Annotated in this window: 21 protein-coding genes and 2 pseudogenes; 6 read left to right on the forward strand and 17 right to left on the reverse strand. The window is 34.5% G+C overall.

Going from position 1 to position 19,222, the window contains the following annotated elements; translation table 11 throughout:
* Window positions 1-4: 4 nt before the first annotated feature.
* Window positions 5-1,000: a transposase gene (locus GKR88_14390; GenBank protein QMU65360.1), complete on the forward strand. Its 996-nt coding sequence runs from the start codon at window positions 5-7 to the stop codon at window positions 998-1,000.
* A 25-nt stretch (window positions 1,001-1,025) separates the two neighbouring features.
* Here GKR88_14390 and GKR88_14395 read toward each other — a convergent pair whose 3' ends face one another.
* The 10 genes and pseudogenes from GKR88_14395 to GKR88_14440 all read right to left on the reverse strand — a co-directional run bounded on the left by GKR88_14395 (window position 1,026) and on the right by GKR88_14440 (window position 9,621).
* The gene (locus tag GKR88_14395) at window positions 1,026-1,370 is read right to left on the reverse strand and encodes an IS3 family transposase (GenBank protein ID QMU65361.1); all 345 of its coding nucleotides are present in this window, start codon (window positions 1,368-1,370) and stop codon (window positions 1,026-1,028) included.
* Between the two features lie 41 nt (window positions 1,371-1,411).
* Window positions 1,412-1,711, reverse strand: coding sequence for a transposase (locus GKR88_14400; protein QMU65362.1), 300 nt, complete (start codon window positions 1,709-1,711; stop codon window positions 1,412-1,414).
* 71 nt (window positions 1,712-1,782) lie between these two features.
* A pseudogene (locus GKR88_14405) lies at window positions 1,783-2,154 on the reverse strand (IS1595 family transposase).
* A 36-nt stretch (window positions 2,155-2,190) separates the two neighbouring features.
* Window positions 2,191-2,379, reverse strand: coding sequence for a hypothetical protein (locus GKR88_14410; GenBank protein ID QMU65363.1), 189 nt, complete (start codon window positions 2,377-2,379; stop codon window positions 2,191-2,193).
* A 313-nt stretch (window positions 2,380-2,692) separates the two neighbouring features.
* Window positions 2,693-2,845: a hypothetical protein gene (locus GKR88_14415; protein ID QMU65364.1), complete on the reverse strand. Its 153-nt coding sequence runs from the start codon at window positions 2,843-2,845 to the stop codon at window positions 2,693-2,695.
* 12 nt (window positions 2,846-2,857) lie between these two features.
* Window positions 2,858-3,205 (reverse strand): hypothetical protein, encoded by a 348-nt coding sequence (locus GKR88_14420; GenBank protein QMU65365.1) that lies wholly within the window; start codon window positions 3,203-3,205, stop codon window positions 2,858-2,860.
* 401 nt (window positions 3,206-3,606) lie between these two features.
* Window positions 3,607-4,119 carry a hypothetical protein gene (locus GKR88_14425; GenBank protein ID QMU65366.1) on the reverse strand — a complete coding sequence of 171 codons (513 nt, stop codon included), beginning with the start codon at window positions 4,117-4,119 and terminating at the stop codon, window positions 3,607-3,609.
* A gap of 13 nt (window positions 4,120-4,132) precedes the next feature.
* Complete coding sequence (locus GKR88_14430) at window positions 4,133-5,638, reverse strand: peptidoglycan DD-metalloendopeptidase family protein (protein ID QMU65367.1); 1,506 nt, start codon at window positions 5,636-5,638, stop codon at window positions 4,133-4,135.
* Between the two features lie 726 nt (window positions 5,639-6,364).
* Complete coding sequence (clpB, locus tag GKR88_14435) at window positions 6,365-8,968, reverse strand: ATP-dependent chaperone ClpB (protein QMU65368.1); 2,604 nt, start codon at window positions 8,966-8,968, stop codon at window positions 6,365-6,367.
* A 215-nt stretch (window positions 8,969-9,183) separates the two neighbouring features.
* The gene (locus GKR88_14440) at window positions 9,184-9,621 is read right to left on the reverse strand and encodes a DUF393 domain-containing protein (protein QMU65369.1); all 438 of its coding nucleotides are present in this window, start codon (window positions 9,619-9,621) and stop codon (window positions 9,184-9,186) included.
* A 190-nt stretch (window positions 9,622-9,811) separates the two neighbouring features.
* Here GKR88_14440 and GKR88_14445 point away from each other — a divergent pair, with 190 nt between their 5' ends.
* From GKR88_14445 to GKR88_14460, 4 genes are read left to right on the forward strand one after another with little or no spacing between them, the layout of a single operon-like run.
* Window positions 9,812-10,504, forward strand: a complete 693-nt coding sequence (locus GKR88_14445) for an ATP-binding cassette domain-containing protein (GenBank protein ID QMU65370.1) — start codon at window positions 9,812-9,814, stop codon at window positions 10,502-10,504.
* A gap of 3 nt (window positions 10,505-10,507) precedes the next feature.
* The gene (locus GKR88_14450; GenBank protein QMU65371.1) at window positions 10,508-11,737 is read left to right on the forward strand and encodes an FtsX-like permease family protein; all 1,230 of its coding nucleotides are present in this window, start codon (window positions 10,508-10,510) and stop codon (window positions 11,735-11,737) included.
* Between the two features lie 13 nt (window positions 11,738-11,750).
* On the forward strand, window positions 11,751-13,010 hold the full coding sequence (locus tag GKR88_14455) for an FtsX-like permease family protein (GenBank protein ID QMU65372.1): 1,260 nt from the start codon (window positions 11,751-11,753) through the stop codon (window positions 13,008-13,010).
* Between the two features lie 39 nt (window positions 13,011-13,049).
* Window positions 13,050-14,150, forward strand: coding sequence for an efflux RND transporter periplasmic adaptor subunit (locus GKR88_14460; GenBank protein ID QMU65373.1), 1,101 nt, complete (start codon window positions 13,050-13,052; stop codon window positions 14,148-14,150).
* A gap of 53 nt (window positions 14,151-14,203) precedes the next feature.
* Here GKR88_14460 and GKR88_14465 read toward each other — a convergent pair.
* From GKR88_14465 to GKR88_14495, 7 genes and pseudogenes are all read right to left on the reverse strand, one after another.
* Window positions 14,204-14,617, reverse strand: a pseudogene (locus tag GKR88_14465) (hypothetical protein).
* A 249-nt stretch (window positions 14,618-14,866) separates the two neighbouring features.
* Window positions 14,867-15,754 carry a 3-hydroxybutyryl-CoA dehydrogenase gene (locus GKR88_14470; GenBank protein QMU65374.1) on the reverse strand — a complete coding sequence of 296 codons (888 nt, stop codon included), beginning with the start codon at window positions 15,752-15,754 and terminating at the stop codon, window positions 14,867-14,869.
* Between the two features lie 179 nt (window positions 15,755-15,933).
* Complete coding sequence (locus GKR88_14475) at window positions 15,934-16,293, reverse strand: transposase (protein QMU65375.1); 360 nt, start codon at window positions 16,291-16,293, stop codon at window positions 15,934-15,936.
* Window positions 16,200-16,358: a transposase gene (locus GKR88_14480; protein ID QMU66732.1), complete on the reverse strand. Its 159-nt coding sequence runs from the start codon at window positions 16,356-16,358 to the stop codon at window positions 16,200-16,202. The genes GKR88_14475 and GKR88_14480 overlap by 94 nt, the downstream gene beginning before the upstream one ends.
* Entirely contained in the window at window positions 16,306-16,836 is a 531-nt protein-coding gene (locus GKR88_14485) for a hypothetical protein (GenBank protein QMU65376.1), read from the reverse strand. Before GKR88_14485 ends, GKR88_14480 begins: the two co-directional genes overlap by 53 nt.
* A gap of 156 nt (window positions 16,837-16,992) precedes the next feature.
* Window positions 16,993-17,136, reverse strand: a complete 144-nt coding sequence (locus GKR88_14490) for a hypothetical protein (GenBank protein QMU65377.1) — start codon at window positions 17,134-17,136, stop codon at window positions 16,993-16,995.
* Window positions 17,137-17,167: 31 nt separating this feature from the next.
* Window positions 17,168-18,127, reverse strand: coding sequence for a gfo/Idh/MocA family oxidoreductase (locus tag GKR88_14495; protein QMU65378.1), 960 nt, complete (start codon window positions 18,125-18,127; stop codon window positions 17,168-17,170).
* Window positions 18,128-18,331: 204 nt separating this feature from the next.
* On the opposite strand from GKR88_14495, the gene GKR88_14500 reads away from it, so the two are divergent.
* Window positions 18,332-18,958 carry an IS4 family transposase gene (locus GKR88_14500; protein QMU65379.1) on the forward strand — a complete coding sequence of 209 codons (627 nt, stop codon included), beginning with the start codon at window positions 18,332-18,334 and terminating at the stop codon, window positions 18,956-18,958.
* The last annotated feature ends 264 nt before the right edge of the window (window positions 18,959-19,222 follow it).

Below are 19,222 nucleotides of genomic sequence, written 5' to 3' on the forward strand. Positions count from 1 at the left end.
AATTATGAAAACAAATGAAATTATCGGAATCGATGTCAGTAAATTATTAATTGATGTTTGTATCTATTCTAAACAAATTGTTCAACAGTTTGAGAACAGTAAATCTGGATTTAAATTAATGCTAAAGTGGAGTTTTAAAAATTCGTCTTTCTCTAAAGAAGAAACCATGTTTGTATTTGAACATACAGGAATGTACTCTCATTTATTATCTGTGTCTTTAACTGAACAAAAATTATCTTTTTTCATAGCTTCTGGTTTAGAAATTAAAAGATCTATTGGTATTGCTCGTGGAAAGGATGACCAAATTGATGCCAAACGCATTGCTCTATATGGGTATCGATTAAAAGAAGAACTTAAACCCAGTAAGCTACCTAAAAGAAGTATATTACAACTAAAAAGTCTCTTATCTTTAAGGACAAAACTTAACAAACAAAGAGCTGGTTTTAAAGTTACTTTGAAAGAACAAAAAAGAATTTATAAAGCAAAAGAGTATAAAATAATCTTTGACGTTCAACAAAAAATGATTGCAGAACTAACCAAACAAATACACAAGATTAATACTCAAATGCAAGCTATTATTGACCAAAATATAATGTTAAAAGAAACCTATAAACTTGTTACTAGTGTTAAAGGTATAGGAATGCAAACTGCTATAATGATGATTGTGTTTACTGACAATTTTTCAAAATTTGAAAACTGGAGAAAGTTTGCCTCTTATTGTGGTGTTGCTCCTTTTCCTTACCAATCTGGAACTAGTATTAAAGGACGTACAAAAGTCTCTCATTTGGCTAATAAAAAATTGAAAGCAATTATTAATATGTGCGCTATTTCTGCTATACAACATAACCCAGAAATGAAATTATACTATCATAAAAGAATAAAACAAGGCAAAAGTAAAATGAGTACCGTTAACATTATTAGAAACAAATTAATAGCAAGAGTGTTTGCCGTTGTCAAACGACAAACACCCTATGTAGATACTTTTAAATTTGCTGCATAAATTAGTAAAAATAATATCTCAACTTTTACTTGTTTTTATCATAGAATACGGTAGCTTTAAAATCTCTATCCAATACATTATCAGCTACTGGATATTGATGCTTAGAATCTGTCGTGACAACAAATTTCTTTTTACGAACTGCTTTAATCCCGTGTTTTTTCATCAATCGTGCTACCCTAGACCTAGATACTTTAAACCCTTTAGCTTTGAGTTCCTCTGTAATTCTAGGACTTCCATAAGTAGATTTACTTCGCTCACAGATACGGTGAATCTCAGAGAGTAGCATACGATTTTTTCCATCTCTATCTGATGGAACATAATTCTTACTCCTGTAATAACTGTTTCTACTAATTTTAAAAATTTTACACATCTTCCCAACCGGATATTCTCTACTGTAATCTTTGATAAATTTCAATACTTCCGATCGCTCTTGGAGAAGATGCTCACGGCCTTTTTTAAGATATCCCGCTCCATGGTAACATCCTTGAGCTGTTTACGTAATCGCTCTAACTCTTTCTGATCTTCTGTGAGTTGTTTGACGCCATTACCGCTAAAAGCTAAATCAGGACGCTGTTCTAATTCTCTACGCCATCTGTAAATAAGATCTGCACTGATTCCCAATTCCATGGCAATCTGCTTTGTGTTACCTCGTACATTGCTTAATTCTACTGCTTTAATTTTAAACTCTTTACTGTATTTTCTTCGTTTCATATGGTTAAGTTATTTTAGATAAAATTAGCTTAACTCTTTGTCACTCTAAATGTAGCAAGTCCAGTATTTTCACTAGAAGCCATAGCTTCTCTTACTTTAAGCATAAACAATCGTGCTGTCTTTTCTGTAATACCATAGCGTACACCCATTTGTGTAGCTGATAAACTCTTGGTGGTAGTTGCCATTTCAAAACAGATAAAAAAGGCTTTTCGTACACCAAATCGCACTCTGTGAAAAATGGTGTTAGCCGTTGGGCTTTCTGTATCACCACATTTATTGCATGTTCTTGAAAAGTTCTTACGTACTTGGTAACTGGTATTACCACATTTACGACATACATAACCCTCTTTCCACTTGATTTGACCTAGATATGCTTTGCAATCTACATCTGTTTTAAAGCGTTCAGCGAACTCTAAAAGGTTTTGACCCTTGAAAATTTCCATAAAACCCCTATTTTTATTGACATACAAGTTATGAAATTATCTACTGACCTCTACAAATTTAATTTTATAATTAGCATCATCATCTATAACCCAAGTACCTATAATTTGTTGTTGTTGTTGTTCCTGTACTAAAGCGGATTGTTGAAAAAGTAAAAATCCTGCAGTACTAATAAAAAGCAATCCTATTGCTGTTACCCCTATTTTTAATGCTGCTTTTCTCATCATCTTTAAATCATTAAAAAAGGCAGTATATTACAATTGTATTGCCTTTGAATTTATTTTATTCTTTAGTAAAATGAAAATAATCTATTTTAGGTTTAAAACTTGCCAAAGTCATTTTATCATCTCCTAGACTATTTATACCGTATTCAATAATTTCTCCTGTTTCATAAATATCACTATTTACAGTAGTCAGTTTTATGTGAGTACGCTCTGAACCATTATCAGAAAACCTACTCCCAATAGTATAAGTAAATTCTTCTGTTGTCCCATCTGAAGAATGCCAAAAACAAGTTCCGCTATTTGTAAACTCAAGCTTTCAATTAGGTGCACTATCGCAAGCCCAAGTACCTATAATATTTTGCTTTCTATCTTGCAACCATTGAGACTGATATATGGTGAACCCTGCTATTAGAATTATTGTTATTATTCCTATAATTTTTAATACTGTTTTATTGATTGTTTTTTTCATGATATGTTAATTTTAATTACATGTTATGGAGTCTTTTATTTTATTGAATAAATTTTTTCTATGTGATGCCCCTTTAGTTTCATCTCCATTTACAAGTTTGGTCACTTTTGCAACTGAAGTAGAACTACTCATAGCAGGATTTAATTTATCTAATACGTTATTTTTATAAAACCACAAGGCACTGATTACGACAATTTCTTTATCAGAAGCAACCAAGCCCGGATTGGTAGTAAAATCCAGTGTGCTGCCATACCTGTTTTGATAATATGTAGTAAATTGCTGGTAATTATACCTTCCTGTTAGTTGAAAAATACCACGCCCTCTGAATTTATAACCGTCTCCGGTATTTGCATTTCCCATTTTATAATCCGGATCCCGATTTGCATCATCATATACATAATTGGCAAATTTTTGTTTGTTTACATATACAGATGTAGAATCTCGCTTATAATCATTGGGGTTTGCTTTTGTGGAAGCTGCCGTAGGGCTAGTGACAGGATTAAAGTATTTTTTCCAATACCCTTTTTTACCAAGTTTAGCCCATTTATAATTCAGATTTTCTTCAAAAGCTTCAAACTCGTCTTTTCCTGCGGGAGCAAAACTACTTTCATGTCCGGCTTGTGCCAGAAAGTGTTGTAGTTTTTCATCAGTATCAATACCGTAGTCTTTTCCGTGTTTGTTAATAGCATCTGCTATTTCTTCTAAAATATCTTCATCCGTATCCGTAAATACTTTTTTAAAATCGGCCAGTAGTTTCGTATTTATGTTTGTTCTATATATATGATTTTTGTTATTTCATTAGATGCATTAATATATATAGATATAAAATTGTTGCATCCATCACAATATTGATAGACAATACTTCTACTCCCATTTGTTTGTGTATTAAATATAACATTGCCTAAAACACTTATATTATCTCCAATAGTTACGGTAACTCCTTGTATAGTTATATTCCAATTATTTTTGGTAATTTCAAACCCTCCTAAAATAAGGTGTTCTGTACCTAAATTTCCTGAAAAGCCAATCTCAAACCCATCATAAGTATAGTAACAAAACTCTCCGTCCGGATCTATATTGCTTTCTTGAATAGTTGCAGGTATTAGGTTTATAAGTTCTATTTGATTTCCTTCAGTACCCTGAATATCATCTAATGTGATGTTATTTATTTTAATATTATAAAATTCCGTTTTAGATATAATATTTGACGTTACTTGGCATCTTACTAAATTGCTCGTTAGTATTAGCGTTAAAATGAATAATATATTTTTCATGTTTTTACATTTTTTAGTTACAATTTGTATTTGTTTGTGAAACTCCATTATCATCAATAGTAGTAGAAAGATAATCTCTTGGGTCAACTAATTTATAATGACTATAGCCCCAAGAATTACTACCGTCATGTTCTCTAACTTCTATATGGACATGCGAGTCAACTGTATCGTCTGCAATAGCACTCTTTAGATTCCCTGAATCTCCCTGATATCTGATAATATCTCCTGCTTTTACATAGGTTAAAGGATTACTTGTTTGTAATATTCGATTGTTCTTTTGTAAGTGAAAATAAGAAATGAGAATATTTTTACCATTTACAGTGCTATATATTCTGGTATAATAACCTGCTCCATCTTTATCATATCTGGTAGAGTAAATATATCCATCATACATGGCGAAAATAGGATCACCTTGTTCATTTTTTAAATCTATACCTCCATGTTTCTTTTTACCTGTGACACCTCCACATGTAGTATCAGCTTTTCTTTTACAACCATATAAAGCCCCTTGAATTCCGGAAACTCCTTTTTGCGGTGCAATTTCAGGATTAGGAACCGGATCGCCTTCACAAGGTTTATCTACACATACCCCCTGATAATTCTCTACTTTGCCTTCCGGGCATACACAATTTCCTCCGGCACCCTCTACTTTATTGGTATGTGGCGGACATACACAAACACCGTCTATCATCACCTTTCCGCTTCCCGTAGGACATCTGGGGTCTGCGAACTCAACAGGAGCCGTAAGCGTTGTATCTCCATCACCACCGGAGTTTCCTCCTCCGCCACCGCCTCCAATAAGCTGATCTCCTCCGGAGCCATCATCTCCTCCGGAGCCATCATCTCCTCCCAACGGGCCTCCCACAGGACTGTCCGGAACACCGTAGTTCTCACAATGTGAAAAATCTATATATAACAGCGGACTACCGCTACAATAGGTAAACCCATCGTTTTGCAAAACCGGCCAGTGTCCGTCCGCATTGCCTCCCAAATTACACCGGTCATATACCAAAATACCGTCACAAGGACCGCTACCCGTACCACCACCGTCATTCGGAAAAACCCAATCAAAAGCATCTCTGGAAGACAGGTTGAGGCCTTCCAGGCTTAGGTATTCTTCGGAAATCACATACGAAGTAGCTTTTTCATACAATGTTTCGGAATCGGTAAGGTCAGTGAACTCATAGGAAACCAAAAAATAGGTAAACACACCATTGTGTTTTTTTACCAAAAAGTTTTCAAAATCAGAAGTTTCCAAAACAGGGCTTTCTGTCTGAAATGTCCAGGTAATGACATCGTCTATGACAATTCTGTTAATCTCATCGGTAAAAATGGTGAGGCCTGCTGCAACCTCAGTAGCACTTCTGCTGTAGATGCTTTGTAGCGAGTGCTTAGAAAATCGTCTTTCAATCAGAGGTAAAGAGGGTTTTATTTCCTTGTCTGCAAGTAGTTCCCGGTAAGTTATTTTCGTTAAGGAATACTTGAGCTTGTTAGAGGTAACGGTGTTCTGAGGGTTCATAAAGTCTTCTCATATACAGTTCCATAAGAACAAAGATAGGCTAAAGACGAAGACCCCGATTTTGATACATGAAGTTTTTTTCATTTTCATGATTTAAAATTGTTTAAATTAGTTAATACGCACCGGTTTTGCTGTGTTTCATATAAACCACAACTACCGGATAGTTCTTTTTACAGGTATTTTTTGAATGCCTTCATTTCATACCGGAACAATAAATATTTATGTACTGCCCGGTTTATGCCTTTTTGTTTTATTCAAAAAAAGGCAGTGTTAAAAATCGTACAACAAAACAAGACGTCTGAAAAGGTATGGGGGTTATTAAAATTTAACTGCTTTCAATTTTTTTAAGCCATAGCCCTTTTATTTCGTTCATCAAATCAAACCTATAAAAATAATTCTTGATATCCAAATATATATTGAGGATATTTTTTTCAAAGTCGGAAAATTATAAGATCATTTAGTTCAATTTCAATCATTTTTTAGAAAACTGAAAAAAATTAAAATGAGTTCTTTATACTCATTGATATTCAATGAATTAAAAGATTGAAGGATTGAAAGATTTCCAAAATGTTCTGATAACCTTTCTTTTAACTTTCTAACTTTTTAAACTTTAAAATATACACAACCCAAATGCACGACAAAAATTGATGACAGATATCCTAATTTCAACTTTTGTTATGCATGCTGAGCAATTTTTACATGATGTATTAGCCAGAATAAAATAACCTACTGTGTTACCAAATCGGATTGATTTCTAAAAACCAATTGCTCGTCAAAAGCATCCAGTAAAATAATACTATCGGTAGTAATAGTACCTGCAAGTATCTCTTTGGACAACTGGTTCAACACTTCTTTTTGAATCACCCGTTTTACAGGTCTTGCACCATACTCCGGCAAATACCCTTTTTTAGCTAAATAGGCAATTGCTTCATCTGTGGCATCTAATGTAATTTCTTGTTTAGCCACCATTTTTTTTACATGATTTAATTGAATTTTTACAACAGATTTAATATCCTCTTCTGTTAACGGAGTAAACATAATGATATCATCTATCCTGTTTAGAAATTCCGGGCGTACAGACTGTTTTAACAAATTTAAAACTTCATCTTTAGCTATTTCCATAGCTGTTGTTACAATTCCTTTGAGGTTGTCAAATTTTTCCTGGATAACAGAACTGCCTATATTAGAAGTCATAATGATGATGGTATTCTTAAAATCAGCAACCCTGCCTTTGTTATCTGTTAGCCTTCCTTCATCTAATACCTGTAACAATATATTAAAAGTATCCGGATGCGCTTTTTCTATCTCATCTAATAAAATAACGGAATAGGGTTTTCTTCTGACAGCTTCTGTTAATTGCCCTCCTTCGTCGTATCCGACATAACCCGGAGGTGCCCCAACCAGTCTACTTACGGAATGTCTCTCTTGGTATTCACTCATATCAATTCTGGTCATCGCATTTTCATCATCAAATAAATAAGCTGCCAGTGTTTTTGCCAATTCGGTTTTTCCGACTCCTGTTGTCCCTAAAAATAAGAACGATCCAATAGGTTTTTCTGCATTTTGCAATCCGGATTTAGAGCGTCTAACCGCATCTGAAACTGCTTCTATAGCCTCATTTTGCCCAATAACTCGTTTGTGTAATTGATCCTCCAACTTCAGCAGTTTTTCCCTTTCGGATTGTACCATGCTGGTAACGGGAATACCGGTCCATTTGGCAACTACTTCTGCGATATCTTCAAAAGTAACTTCTTCTTTAATTAATGAATTTTCTTGTTGAGTATCGAGTTTTTGTTGCTCTGTTTCCAGTTTTTCCTGAGCTTCTTTTATTTTTCCGTAGCGCAATTCGGCAACTTTTCCGTAGTCTCCGTCTCTTTCTGCAGTATCTGCTTCTTGTTTATAGTGCTCAATAGTCGTTTTGAGATTTTGAATCACATCTATGACTCCCTTTTCGGATTGCCATTTTGCATTGATATTGTTTCTTTCTTCTTTAAAGTTGGCCAAATCAGCATTTAAAGATTTTAGTTTACCGGCATCTTTTTCTCTTTTAATGGCTTCTATTTCAATTTCCAGTTGCATGATTTTTCTATCCAGAGCGTCTAATTCTTCAGGCTTGGAATTAATTTCCATACGCAGCTTGGAAGCCGCTTCGTCCATCAGGTCAATTGCTTTATCCGGTAAAAATCGATTCGTAATATATCGTTGTGATAATGCTACTGCACCAATAATCGCATTGTCTTTTATTCTTACTTTATGATGTGTTTCGTATTTTTCTTTAATACCTCTTAAAATGGAAATGGCACTTTCCGTATCAGGTTCATCAACCAGTACTTTTTGAAAACGTCTTTCCAAGGCTTTATCTTTTTCAAAATACTTTTGATACTCGTCCAAGGTAGTAGCACCAATAGCTCTTAATTCGCCCCGAGCCAAAGCCGGTTTTAAAATATTTGCGGCATCCATGGCACCTTGACCACCTCCGGCACCCACCAATGTATGAATTTCATCTATAAATAGTACAATATCTCCATTGGAAGTAGTGACTTCTTTTATCACGGATTTTAAACGTTCTTCAAACTCTCCTTTATATTTGGCTCCGGCAATGAGGGCTCCCATATCCAGCGAGAAAATTTGCTTCTCTTTGAGATTTTCAGGGACATCTCCCCTGATAATTCTATGTGCCAAACCTTCGGCAATAGCCGTTTTACCCGTACCCGGCTCGCCGACCAATATAGGGTTGTTTTTAGTACGTCTAGATAATATTTGTAGCAATCTTCTAATTTCTTCATCACGTCCAATCACGGGGTCTAACTTCCCTTCTCCGGCCAATTTGTTTAAATCATTTGCGTATTTGTTTAGAGCATTATAGGTTCCTTCTGCATTTTGAGAGGTTACATGTTGCCCTTTTCTTAATTCGACTATGGCACTTTCCAAATCTTTTAATTGTATACCCTGATCTTTTAAAATTCCGGAAATAGCACTTTTTGATTTCAAAATAGCTAATAGCAAATGCTCGATGGATACATATTCATCCTGCATTTTTTTAGCAATGACGGATGCTTCTGCTAATGTTTTTCCCGCTTCGCGAGATAGCATCAGCTCAGCACCGGAAACTTTCGAAAAGCGCTCTAATTGCTTATCTAACAACTGATTTATCACATCAAGGCTTACCTGTAATTTCTTCAAAAGAAAAGGCAGCACATTTTCGTCTACAATGGTGATTGCCTTAAAAATATGTTCATTTTCTATTTGATTATGTTCAAAACCCTGAGCAAGCTGCTGTGCCTGTTGTATGGTTTCTTGTGATTTTGTAGTATAATTATTAAAATTCATTGCGCTTATTATTTTTTATATCATTTTAACTTTTAAACTGCATTACTTTTACTCTATCTTCAAAAGGAATACCAATATAAAAAGCAACGCACAACACTGACAAAAAGTCTCTTAAAATTTAAAAACACTGACTTTTTGACACTGTGTAAATCAGATTATAAAATGGTTATTGATTTAGGTGTTATCAATAAGGACAGATGTTACTTAGTTCATCATCAAACTTTCTGTTCAAGCGGATCTAAAAATTTTGCTTTCAATTCCGGAGTAGGAATCATACAACTTTCTTTTTTTCCAAACCATTTATATCTGTGCCTGGCAATAAAATCATATACGATATCGCTGATTTTAGAAGGTATGATAGTAAAAACCTGTGTTAATTTCCATAGGCCGCCAAAACCATTCATAATCTGTAAAGCAGCTTCGGACTTTAGGTAATATGCTACTGTTGGACGATATAAAACGATAGAATCGGTTTTAGAAACTTCGATTTTTAAATGATCAACGATCTGTTTCCCTATATCAGATTGTAACGATGCAAAGAGAAACCGGTTCTTTGTATCGTATTTACTAATTTTTATGACAGTACTGCTACAGAGGTTACAAACTCCGTCAAAAAGAACAATTTGTTTACCCTCGGAAATGTTTAACTCCATTAACATTTATGATGAGTTCAGATATAAAGATACTATATAAAAATCTAAAAACCATGTAACATTTTTATTTTAAGGCCGTCTTATGGTTTAAAAGTATAAAAGTATGATATATCAAAGATTCTTTTAACAAAAAATTAGTAATAGCAATTGGGAGCTTTCCATACTTTTATATAAAAATTAACCAACGCAGATGATTCGAATAGAAAAACTTCATAAATCTTACCCAATAGGAAAAGATTCACTTCACGTTTTAAAAGGAATTGATTTACATATAAAAGAAGGCGAGTTTGTTTCCATTATGGGTTCTTCGGGTTCGGGAAAATCCACTTTATTAAATATCGTTGGTTTATTGGATACCCATGATGAAGGTAATTTTTATTTGGATGGGCAATTGATCCAAAATTTAAATGAGAAAAAAGCCGCTGTTTTACGCAATAAGTTTTTAGGGTTTGTTTTTCAGTCTTTCAATCTCATATCTTATAAAACGGCTTTGGAAAATGTTGCACTGCCCCTTTATTATAAAGGTGTAGGGAGAAAAGAACGGTTAAGAACCGCACTGAAATATTTGGATAAAGTAGGAATTAAAAATTGGGCATCTCATTTGCCAAATGAACTTTCGGGAGGCCAAAAACAACGGGTAGCCATAGCAAGAGCTTTGGTAACCAAACCAAAAGTAGTTCTAGCCGATGAACCTACCGGGGCTCTTGATTCTGCAACGTCTAACTCGGTTATGGAATTACTCAAAGAAATTAACGAGGAAGGAATGACTGTTTTTGTAATTACTCACGAAGAAGAAATTGCAGCACAAACAAAGCGGGTGGTGCGCTTAAAAGATGGTGTGATTATAAAAGACGAACAGCCAGCAAAACTTCAAAAAGTATAAGCGATGTTTGATATTGACAGATGGCAGGAAATATTTCAATCACTTAGTAAAAATAAACTCAGAGCTTTTTTGGGCGCCTTTACGGTAGCACTGGGAATCTTTATTTTTACGGTGCTTTTTGGCATGGGAAACGGTCTTAAAAATACATTTAAAGAACTGTTTACCGATGATGCTACAAATACTATTTTTATCAGAGCAGGCAGAACTACTAAAGCTCATAAAGGTTTTAAGGAAGGAAGAAGAATCCAGTTTAAAAATGAAGACCTCGAATTGCTAAAAAAAGAGTTAGGTAACAGAGTTGAGTATATCACAGCCAGATTATATAAAAATGTTCAGGCCCGGTATAAAAAAGAATCAGGGAGTTATACTGTAAGAGCAGTACATCCGGAACATCAGTTTTTGGAAAATACCATCATGGACCAAGGAAAATTTATTGACTATGGAGATATAAAAAATAAAAACAGGATTGTTGTTATTGGCAGATTGGTAGCACAAGATTTGTTTAAGAATAAACCGGCATTAGGTAAATTCTTGGAAATGAATGGTATAGCATATAAAATAGTGGGTATATTTAGTGATTCGGGAGGCGATAATGAAGAGAGAATGATTTATGCACCTGTTTCTACCATACAACTTATATACAAAAATACAGATCATATAGACCAAATTAATTTGTCGTTTAATAAAGCTTTGGGAACTTCAGGCGCAAAGAAATTAGCCAGAGATATTACTAAAATCCTAAAAGAAAAGCACATGATAGCGAAAGATGACAGGGGTGCTATCAGAGTCCATTCTGTTTTTGATAACTATCAACAGAATATGCAGTTTGCAAATATGTTACAATTTATAGTACTTTGCATAGGAATCGGAACCCTATTTGCCGGAGCTATTTCTATTGGGAATATCATGGTTTTTGTAGTAAAAGAGCGCACCAAAGAACTGGGTATCAGAAAAGCTTTGGGAGCCAGTCCGGGCGCTATTGTCGGTTTAATTCTACAGGAGTCGATATTAATAACCGCCATTGCAGGTTATATAGGTTTGCTAATTGCTGTTTTTACCTTAAACAAAATGGGCAATGGCTTGAAAGATTATTTTATTACCGATCCGCAAGTAGATTTAAGTACCATAATATGGGCAACATTAATTTTAATTTTGGTAGGCGCAGTTGCAGGTTTTATTCCGGCAAAAAGAGCTGCCAGAATCAGGCCGGTGGTTGCCATGAGGGAAGATTAAAAAATTTAACATTATGAAGTTTATTTTTGACAAAGATTCGTGGCAGGAAATATTCGGTTCTATTAAGAAAAATAAATTAAGAACAGTAATTACCGTAATAGGCGTACTCTGGGGTATCTTTTTATTTATTTTTCTTTTGGGCTTAGCAAGAGGAATGGAAAATGGTTTTGACAGGGAGTTTAAAAACCTGGCTACCAATAGTATTTTTCTATGGGCTCAACGAACTGAAATGCCCAATAAAGGATTTCAAAGAGGAAGAAGGCTGAGGTTAAAAGTTCAGGATGCCGAAGCTATTAAAAAACAAGTACCTGAAGTTGAATTTGTAGTGCCGAGGAATGTACAAGGGGTTTTTGGTGGCGCACCTGCTCAAATTAAAAGAAAAACAGATGCCAAGACATATAAGTTATTTGGAGATTACCCGAATTTAGATAATGTGAATAAAGTAAAATTACTGGACGGTAGATTTCTAAACAACACTGATATCAACGAGAGCAGAAAAGTGTGCATTATTGGCGAAAAAATAATAGATGAACTTTTTGAAAAAGATGAAAAACCCGTTGGAGATTTTTTGGAAATTAATGGAAGTTTCTTTCAAATCGTAGGTACTTATAAAGATAACGGAACAAGTTTTGAAGGAGATGATTCCGTATATATTCCGTTTTCTACCTATCGGAAAATAAACAATATGGGGGATTTTATTGGTTGGATGGTTATTGCAGCTAATAAGCAGGCAGATATTGAGAGGATAGAAGACGAAGTAAAGTCCATATTAAAGAGAAGACACAACGTACATCCGGATGATAAAAGAGCTTTTGGAGCATTTAATTTTGGAGAAATGTTTGGTAAGATAATGGGCTTTATAACAGGAATGAAATTTCTGACGTGGTTTGTTGGTATTTCTACACTAATAGCCGGTGTTATTGCCATAGGGAGCATTCTATTAATTACTGTAAAGGAACGTACAAAAGAGATAGGAATTAGAAGAGCCATAGGAGCAACACCGGGTAAAATCCGAAGTCAAATCGTTTTGGAATCCGTATTTCTTACACTATTGGCGGGAATTTTAGGAATTATACTAGCCGGAGGGTTTCTTATGGCTACCAACGCACTTTTTACCGAGGGAGATGGTATTCCATTTGTAAATCCAACAGTGAACATAACCATAGCTTTGGGATCTGTAATTGCATTGGTCTCGTTCGGAACTCTTATAGGAATGGTTCCGGCCCAGATAGCAGTCGTCATAAGGCCCATAGAAGCATTAAGAGAAGAATAACCGATATAAATAAATTAAACAACTGAAAATCAATCAACAATGAAGAAGGCAATCATATTTGGAGGCATCGCAATCGTTTTTATAGCAGTACTTATTTGGTTTGGGAAAATGAACAGCAAATCACCTGTAAAATTTGAAACAGAGAAAGCTTTTAAAACGACTATCATCAAAAAAACGGTAGCTACCGGTAAAGTTACACCTTTAGAAGAAATTGAAATCAAACCCCAAATTACGGGTATTATAGATAGAATTTATTTACTGGAAGGTACAAAAGTAAAAAAAGGGGATTTAATTGCTACGGTACGAGTAGTACCTAACGAGCAAGCTCTGATTAGCGCACAAGGTAGGGTAAATAATGTAAAGATCAGATTAAAAAATGCAGAGATATCTTATAATAGAAATAAGAAATTATTTGACAGGGGTGTCATTTCCGCATCGGCATTTGAAGCTATTGAATTAACATACAATCAGGCGACACAAGATTTGGAGAATGCTAAAAACGACTACCAAATTATTAAAAGCGGATCTTCCGGTTCGGGAGGTTTGGCCAATACAAATATCAGAGCGCAAATATCCGGAACCATTCTGGAAATTCCGGTCAAAGAAGGAGACCAGGTAATACAGAGTAACAACTTTAATGCAGGTACTACCATAGCTTCCATAGCAGATATGAGTAAAATGATATTTGAAGGAAAAGTAGATGAGGCGGAAGTAGGTAAAATTCAAAAGAATATTGATTTGGATATTACTCTTGGGGCGGTAGATAATAAGAAATTTCCTGCCAAGTTAAACTTTATCGCTCCTAAAGGAACGGAAGAAAGCGGGGCTGTACAGTTTACTATAAAGGCTGATGTAACACTGGATGAAGATTATTTCTTACGCGCAGGGTATAGTGCAAATGCTGAAATTGTATTAGAGCAAAAAGACAGTGTGTTAGCCATTAAAGAATCTACTTTACAATTTGACAAAAAAACCGATAAACCTTATGTAGAGGTAAAAGCCGGCGAAAGCAAATTTGAAAGAAAAGATGTAAAGTTGGGAATTTCAGATGGTATTAATGTGGAAATTATTTCTGGTATTACTGTTGCCGATGATATTAAAATATGGAATAAAAAAGCAAAAAAGAAAGAAGATAACTAAACTATATAATTGACTAACCATAAAAGATCTTGACAAAAAGCGTCAAGATCTTTTTATTTTAAGTGATATCTGAAACCTATTTCATACCCGAGAAGATTATATCCGTCATTGGGTTGCTTAAAGTCAAAATTAGAAACATGGCCTATATTGCCTCCAATATATAGGGAACTGTTTTTAGCCATTTGAAGAGAAAATCCAATAGAACCGTTTTCTATAAAAGTAAACCCTTATGCCAGGCGTTCGGTTTCCGTATCTATATAAGCAAAACCAAGCCCTGCAGTTATTTCTATACGAGTACCTTTAAAAAGTGCTCTGCTTACGGAGAATCCAAATTCCAGAGCATATAAATGGATGTTTTTTAACGCCGTAAACTGATCTCGTATAGCCAAATAATTAGGAACTTCCGGTGTAATATATTGCGGGTTTAGCAATTGATGTTTTATGAAATGATATTGAGGCTGAACCATCAAATCAAAATTCGTTTTTCCCAAATCAAATAGCGGATAAAAGAATTGCGATTTAACGATAGTAGATTCATAGAAATAATCCGTATCGTCAAACCAAAAGTTCTTTTCATTGGTTTTGTTAAAGAGTACCCCGATTTTTTCCGGTTTCAAAAATGAGTGATTTGAGTTTTGTGCCTTACAGATTAAGGTTATGCCTATAAGAAATATGATAAAAAAAACTCTTAACACTAAATGACAGCTATATATAGATTAAGAGAATTGTTTTGAAACCTGCTCTGCTTTTTTATTTTCGGAGTAATCATAAAAACCTTCTCCTGATTTTACCCCTAATTTTCCTGCTGTTACCATATTAATCAGTAATGGACAAGGAGCATATTTAGGTTTTTTAAACCCTTTATACATCACATTTAAAATGGCCAAACAAACATCCAAACCAATAAAATCTGCTAATTGTAAAGGCCCTATAGGGTGCGCCATTCCTAATTTCATAACCGTATCAATTTCTTTTACACCGGCCACATTTGTATATAAGGTTTCAATAGACTCGTTAATCATAGGCATTAGTATTCGGTTGGCAACAAATCCGGGATAGTCATTTACTTCCACAGGAACTTTATTTATATCTTTTGCCAGCTCAATAATACAATTTGTTACCTTATCGGAAGTGTTATATCCTCTGATAATTTCAACTAATTTCATGATTGGTACGGGATTCATAAAATGCATTCCTATAACCCTATCCGGCCTGTTTGTAGCCGCCGCAATTTGAGTGATGGAAATAGAAGAAGTATTGGTAGCTAAAATGGTATTATCAGCACAAATAGTATCTAATTCCCGAAAGATATTTAATTTTAACTCAAGGTTTTCCGTAGCTGCTTCAACTATCAGGTCGGCATTCTGCACACCCTCTTTTATAGAGGTATGTGTTGTTATATTTTCTAAAGTTCTTATTTTATCTGACTCGGAGATTTTCTCCTTGGCAAGCATTCTATCTAGATTTTTAGAGATCGCTACTATTCCTTTATCCAGGGAGGATTTGGAAATATCAATTAACTGCACACCATAATCAAATTGAGCAAACGTATGTGCAATGCCACTCCCCATTGTACCGGCACCAATTACAGCTATATTTTTCATACGAATAATTTATGTTTAAAGTTTTTATTATCAATGTTTTAGGTTAAACTGTTAAGAATACCATTTAGGTAAAATTTTCATACACATGCTCTATGGCAATACTCTTTTGTGCTTAACAGTTTGAGGTCAGTTTCATGTCCGTGGTTTTCTCAACAGTAAAAATCGACCTTTATTTGTTTTTAGGCTACTTGAATAACTTCTTCACCAAGATTAGCCAATTGTTTTTTGTAATAGGCTACAAGTTTGTCTCTTCTAAAATTGTTGAGATGGTCTGGGCCTAATTCTTTGAACTCTGCTTTCTCTTTTATGATATGGTAGGCGGAAATGAGGATCTTATGTCCTAAAGCGATTATGGTTTTCTTTTTGCCTCGTCTACCCAACATGGATTTGAATTTGGATTCAAAGTAGGTGTTCTTTGTTCTTGATGCTACCCAACCTAATTCTACTAAAGTTGAACGCAGATATTTATTACCATAGGTAATTCTACCACTTTTGTTTTTTCCTGCACTTTGATACTGCCTGGACACATTCCTGCCCAAGAGGCCAAATGCTTATGGTCTGGAAACTGAATCATATCTGCACCTATTTCTGAGATGATACCGATAGCACCTTTTTTTACCTACACCTGGGATTTGTTCTAATAAATCTAGCTCAATCTGTAAAGATTTTATGGCTTTTTCTATAGAACGATCTACTTCTGATAGTGTGGTTTCTAATCGGTGCATATTTTTCCATATCTTTTTTAGCATTAAGCGATGATGAGCAGTAACATATCCTGTTAAAGATTCTTCTATGGCTTTTCGATTTGCTTTTACGCATCCATGTACCATACTTAACAATTGCTTGGGATTATAAATCGGTTTCCAATAAACCCCTGTACTCTCCATAGCTATATGGGTAATCTTATGCTTTTTTAACCAATCTCTCAATTTTATCAAAGAACTTGTATAGGTATGAAAACTCTTTGTCATGGTTTTTATACCTTTACCTTGGATGGTTACTACTACAATCTCTTTGTGGACGTCCAGCCCACATCCACGAGATACTAATTGCTCAAAGGCAACGGTGTCTTTTTTCATCATCCGTCTGTTTTTAATTGTTAATTGTTAAAAAACAAATAGACGGATTTTTTTTATATCTACTTATTCATCCCCTTTTGTGACGGATTCCTCTAAAATTATTTTGCGCCGTAATCAAGGTTTCATGGGTTTTTATTTAATGAACTCATTTAAACTTTTTCAATTTGCTAAAAAATTACTGTTTTCCGCTCTGTTTTTGTCTTTTTTTCCTTCCGTAGCGCTGCTATGCAACTCAAAAAATCCTTCAACAGTCCTAAAAACTTCTAATGTTCGCTCACATCCAAAAAGTTTAAATGAGTTCAATAGATTATAAGATTAAAAGACGAATTCTTCTTTAGAAACAATCAATAATTTGTTGTGCAACCCTTAACGCATTTGCCCCATGGCTTAATGTAACGATAGGAGTCGTATTATTTTTAATAGCATTTGCGAAACTGTTCAATTCATCTAAAATGGCATTGTTTTTTATAATTTCCTGATTGTCAAAATAGATTTGTTTTTTTACTCCTTCTGCATTTTCCAAAATCATAGCAAACTCATCCGGATTTTCAGGAGCGTCTTTCATTCTTACAATTTCAGCTTTTTTTTCCAGAAAATCTACGGAAATATAGGCATCTTTTTGGAAGAACCTGGATTTTCTCATGGTTTTCATAGAAATTCTACTAGCCGTTAAATTGGCGACACAGCCATTTTCAAATTCAATTCTTGCATTTGCAATATCCGGTGTATCAGAAATTATTGAAACCCCACTTGCTTGAATACTCTTAATATCAGCATTTACAACACTTAAAATAATATCGATATCGTGAATCATTAAATCCAAAACCACAGGAACATCGGTGCCTCTTGAATTGAATTCGGCTAAACGATGTGCTTCTATAAACATAGGGGCATCAATTTCATTTTTTACGGCAGTAAATGCCGGATTAAAACGTTCTACATGGCCCACTTGACCTTTAATGTGATTTTGACTGGCCAGGGTTCTAATGGCTTCAGCTTCCATAACAGTATTGGCAATGGGTTTTTCGATAAAAATATGACAGCTTTTTTCTATGGCTAATTTTGCACACTCAAAATGGGAAAGTGTAGGAGTTACGATGGTTACAACCTCTACATGATCTATTAGCTCCTCAACAGAATCAAACGATCTGTAACCAAATTCTTCAATGACTCTTGCAGTGTTTTCTTTTGAAGGGTCATAGAACCCTGTTAATTCATATTTTTCGGAAAGTTGTAATAACTTTAAATGAATTTTTCCCAGATGTCCTGCGCCCAATACGCCAACTTTAAGCATAATTTTGAGTTGTTTTGAAGTTGAGATATTAATGATAACAAAGATACTCTTTTATAGGAATTTATTAAGAGAGATTATCACTAGTGGGCACTAAAAATAAATAAAAGTTCTTTGAAATTCTTTGTTAATCGTATATACAGCGATTTTTGATAGCGTGACGATTTGAAATGATTCACGGATTTTTGATTTTTTAAATCAAAGACCATGCATCAAGGCAAATATATTTTCGCTCAACTCACTGATTTTCTACCCCGTAGTATTTTTGATAGACTTGTCAATCAATACAATGGTAATAAATATGTGAGAAGTTTTACCTGTTGGAATCAGATATTATGTATGGTTTTTGGTCAGTTAACAGCTAGGGATAGTATGAGAGGTTTACTATTGAGTCTTGAGGCTCATAAATCTAAATACTATCATTTAGGTTTTGGACCGTCCATATCAAGACGTAACCTTGGTAAAGCGAATGAAAGTCGCAGCTATAAAATATTTGAAGCATTTGCTTATGTCTTGATTGCAAAAGCTAGAGAGAGTTGTTATAAATCAGATTTTGAACTCAACATCAAAGGTAATGTATATGCTTTTGATTCCTCTACTATCGATCTGTGCTTGAGTGTATTTTGGTGGGCTGAGTTCAGAAAAACCAAAGCAGGCATCAAACTTCATACATTGTATGATGTAAAAACATCTATCCCTGCCTTTATACATATAACCAGTGACAAAGCACATAATGTAAGCGCATTGGATGTATTAGTGTATGAAGTAGGTAGCTTTTATATATTAGATAGAGCTTATGTTGATTATGAACGTTTGTACCTTTTACACAAATAGCAAGCTTTCTTTGTTACCCGAGCAAAATCTAATATGAAGTTTGCCCGAATGTATTCTAATGCTGTCGATAAAACTAAAGGTGTAAAGTATGACCAAATAAGCAAACTGACCTCCTACACTATCCAAGAAAGAAGTATCCAGAAAAACTCAGACATATTTGAGGATTTAAAATTTTCGAGAAGAAAGAAATTTGAAGCCAAATCAATTTCAATACAGAATATATCACTATTTTGCAAAGGTCTCTAAGATTTATTCTACTTTTAA

It is taken from the genome of Flavobacteriaceae bacterium, from assembly GCA_014075215.1.
GTDB lineage: Bacteria > Bacteroidota > Bacteroidia > Flavobacteriales > Flavobacteriaceae > Polaribacter.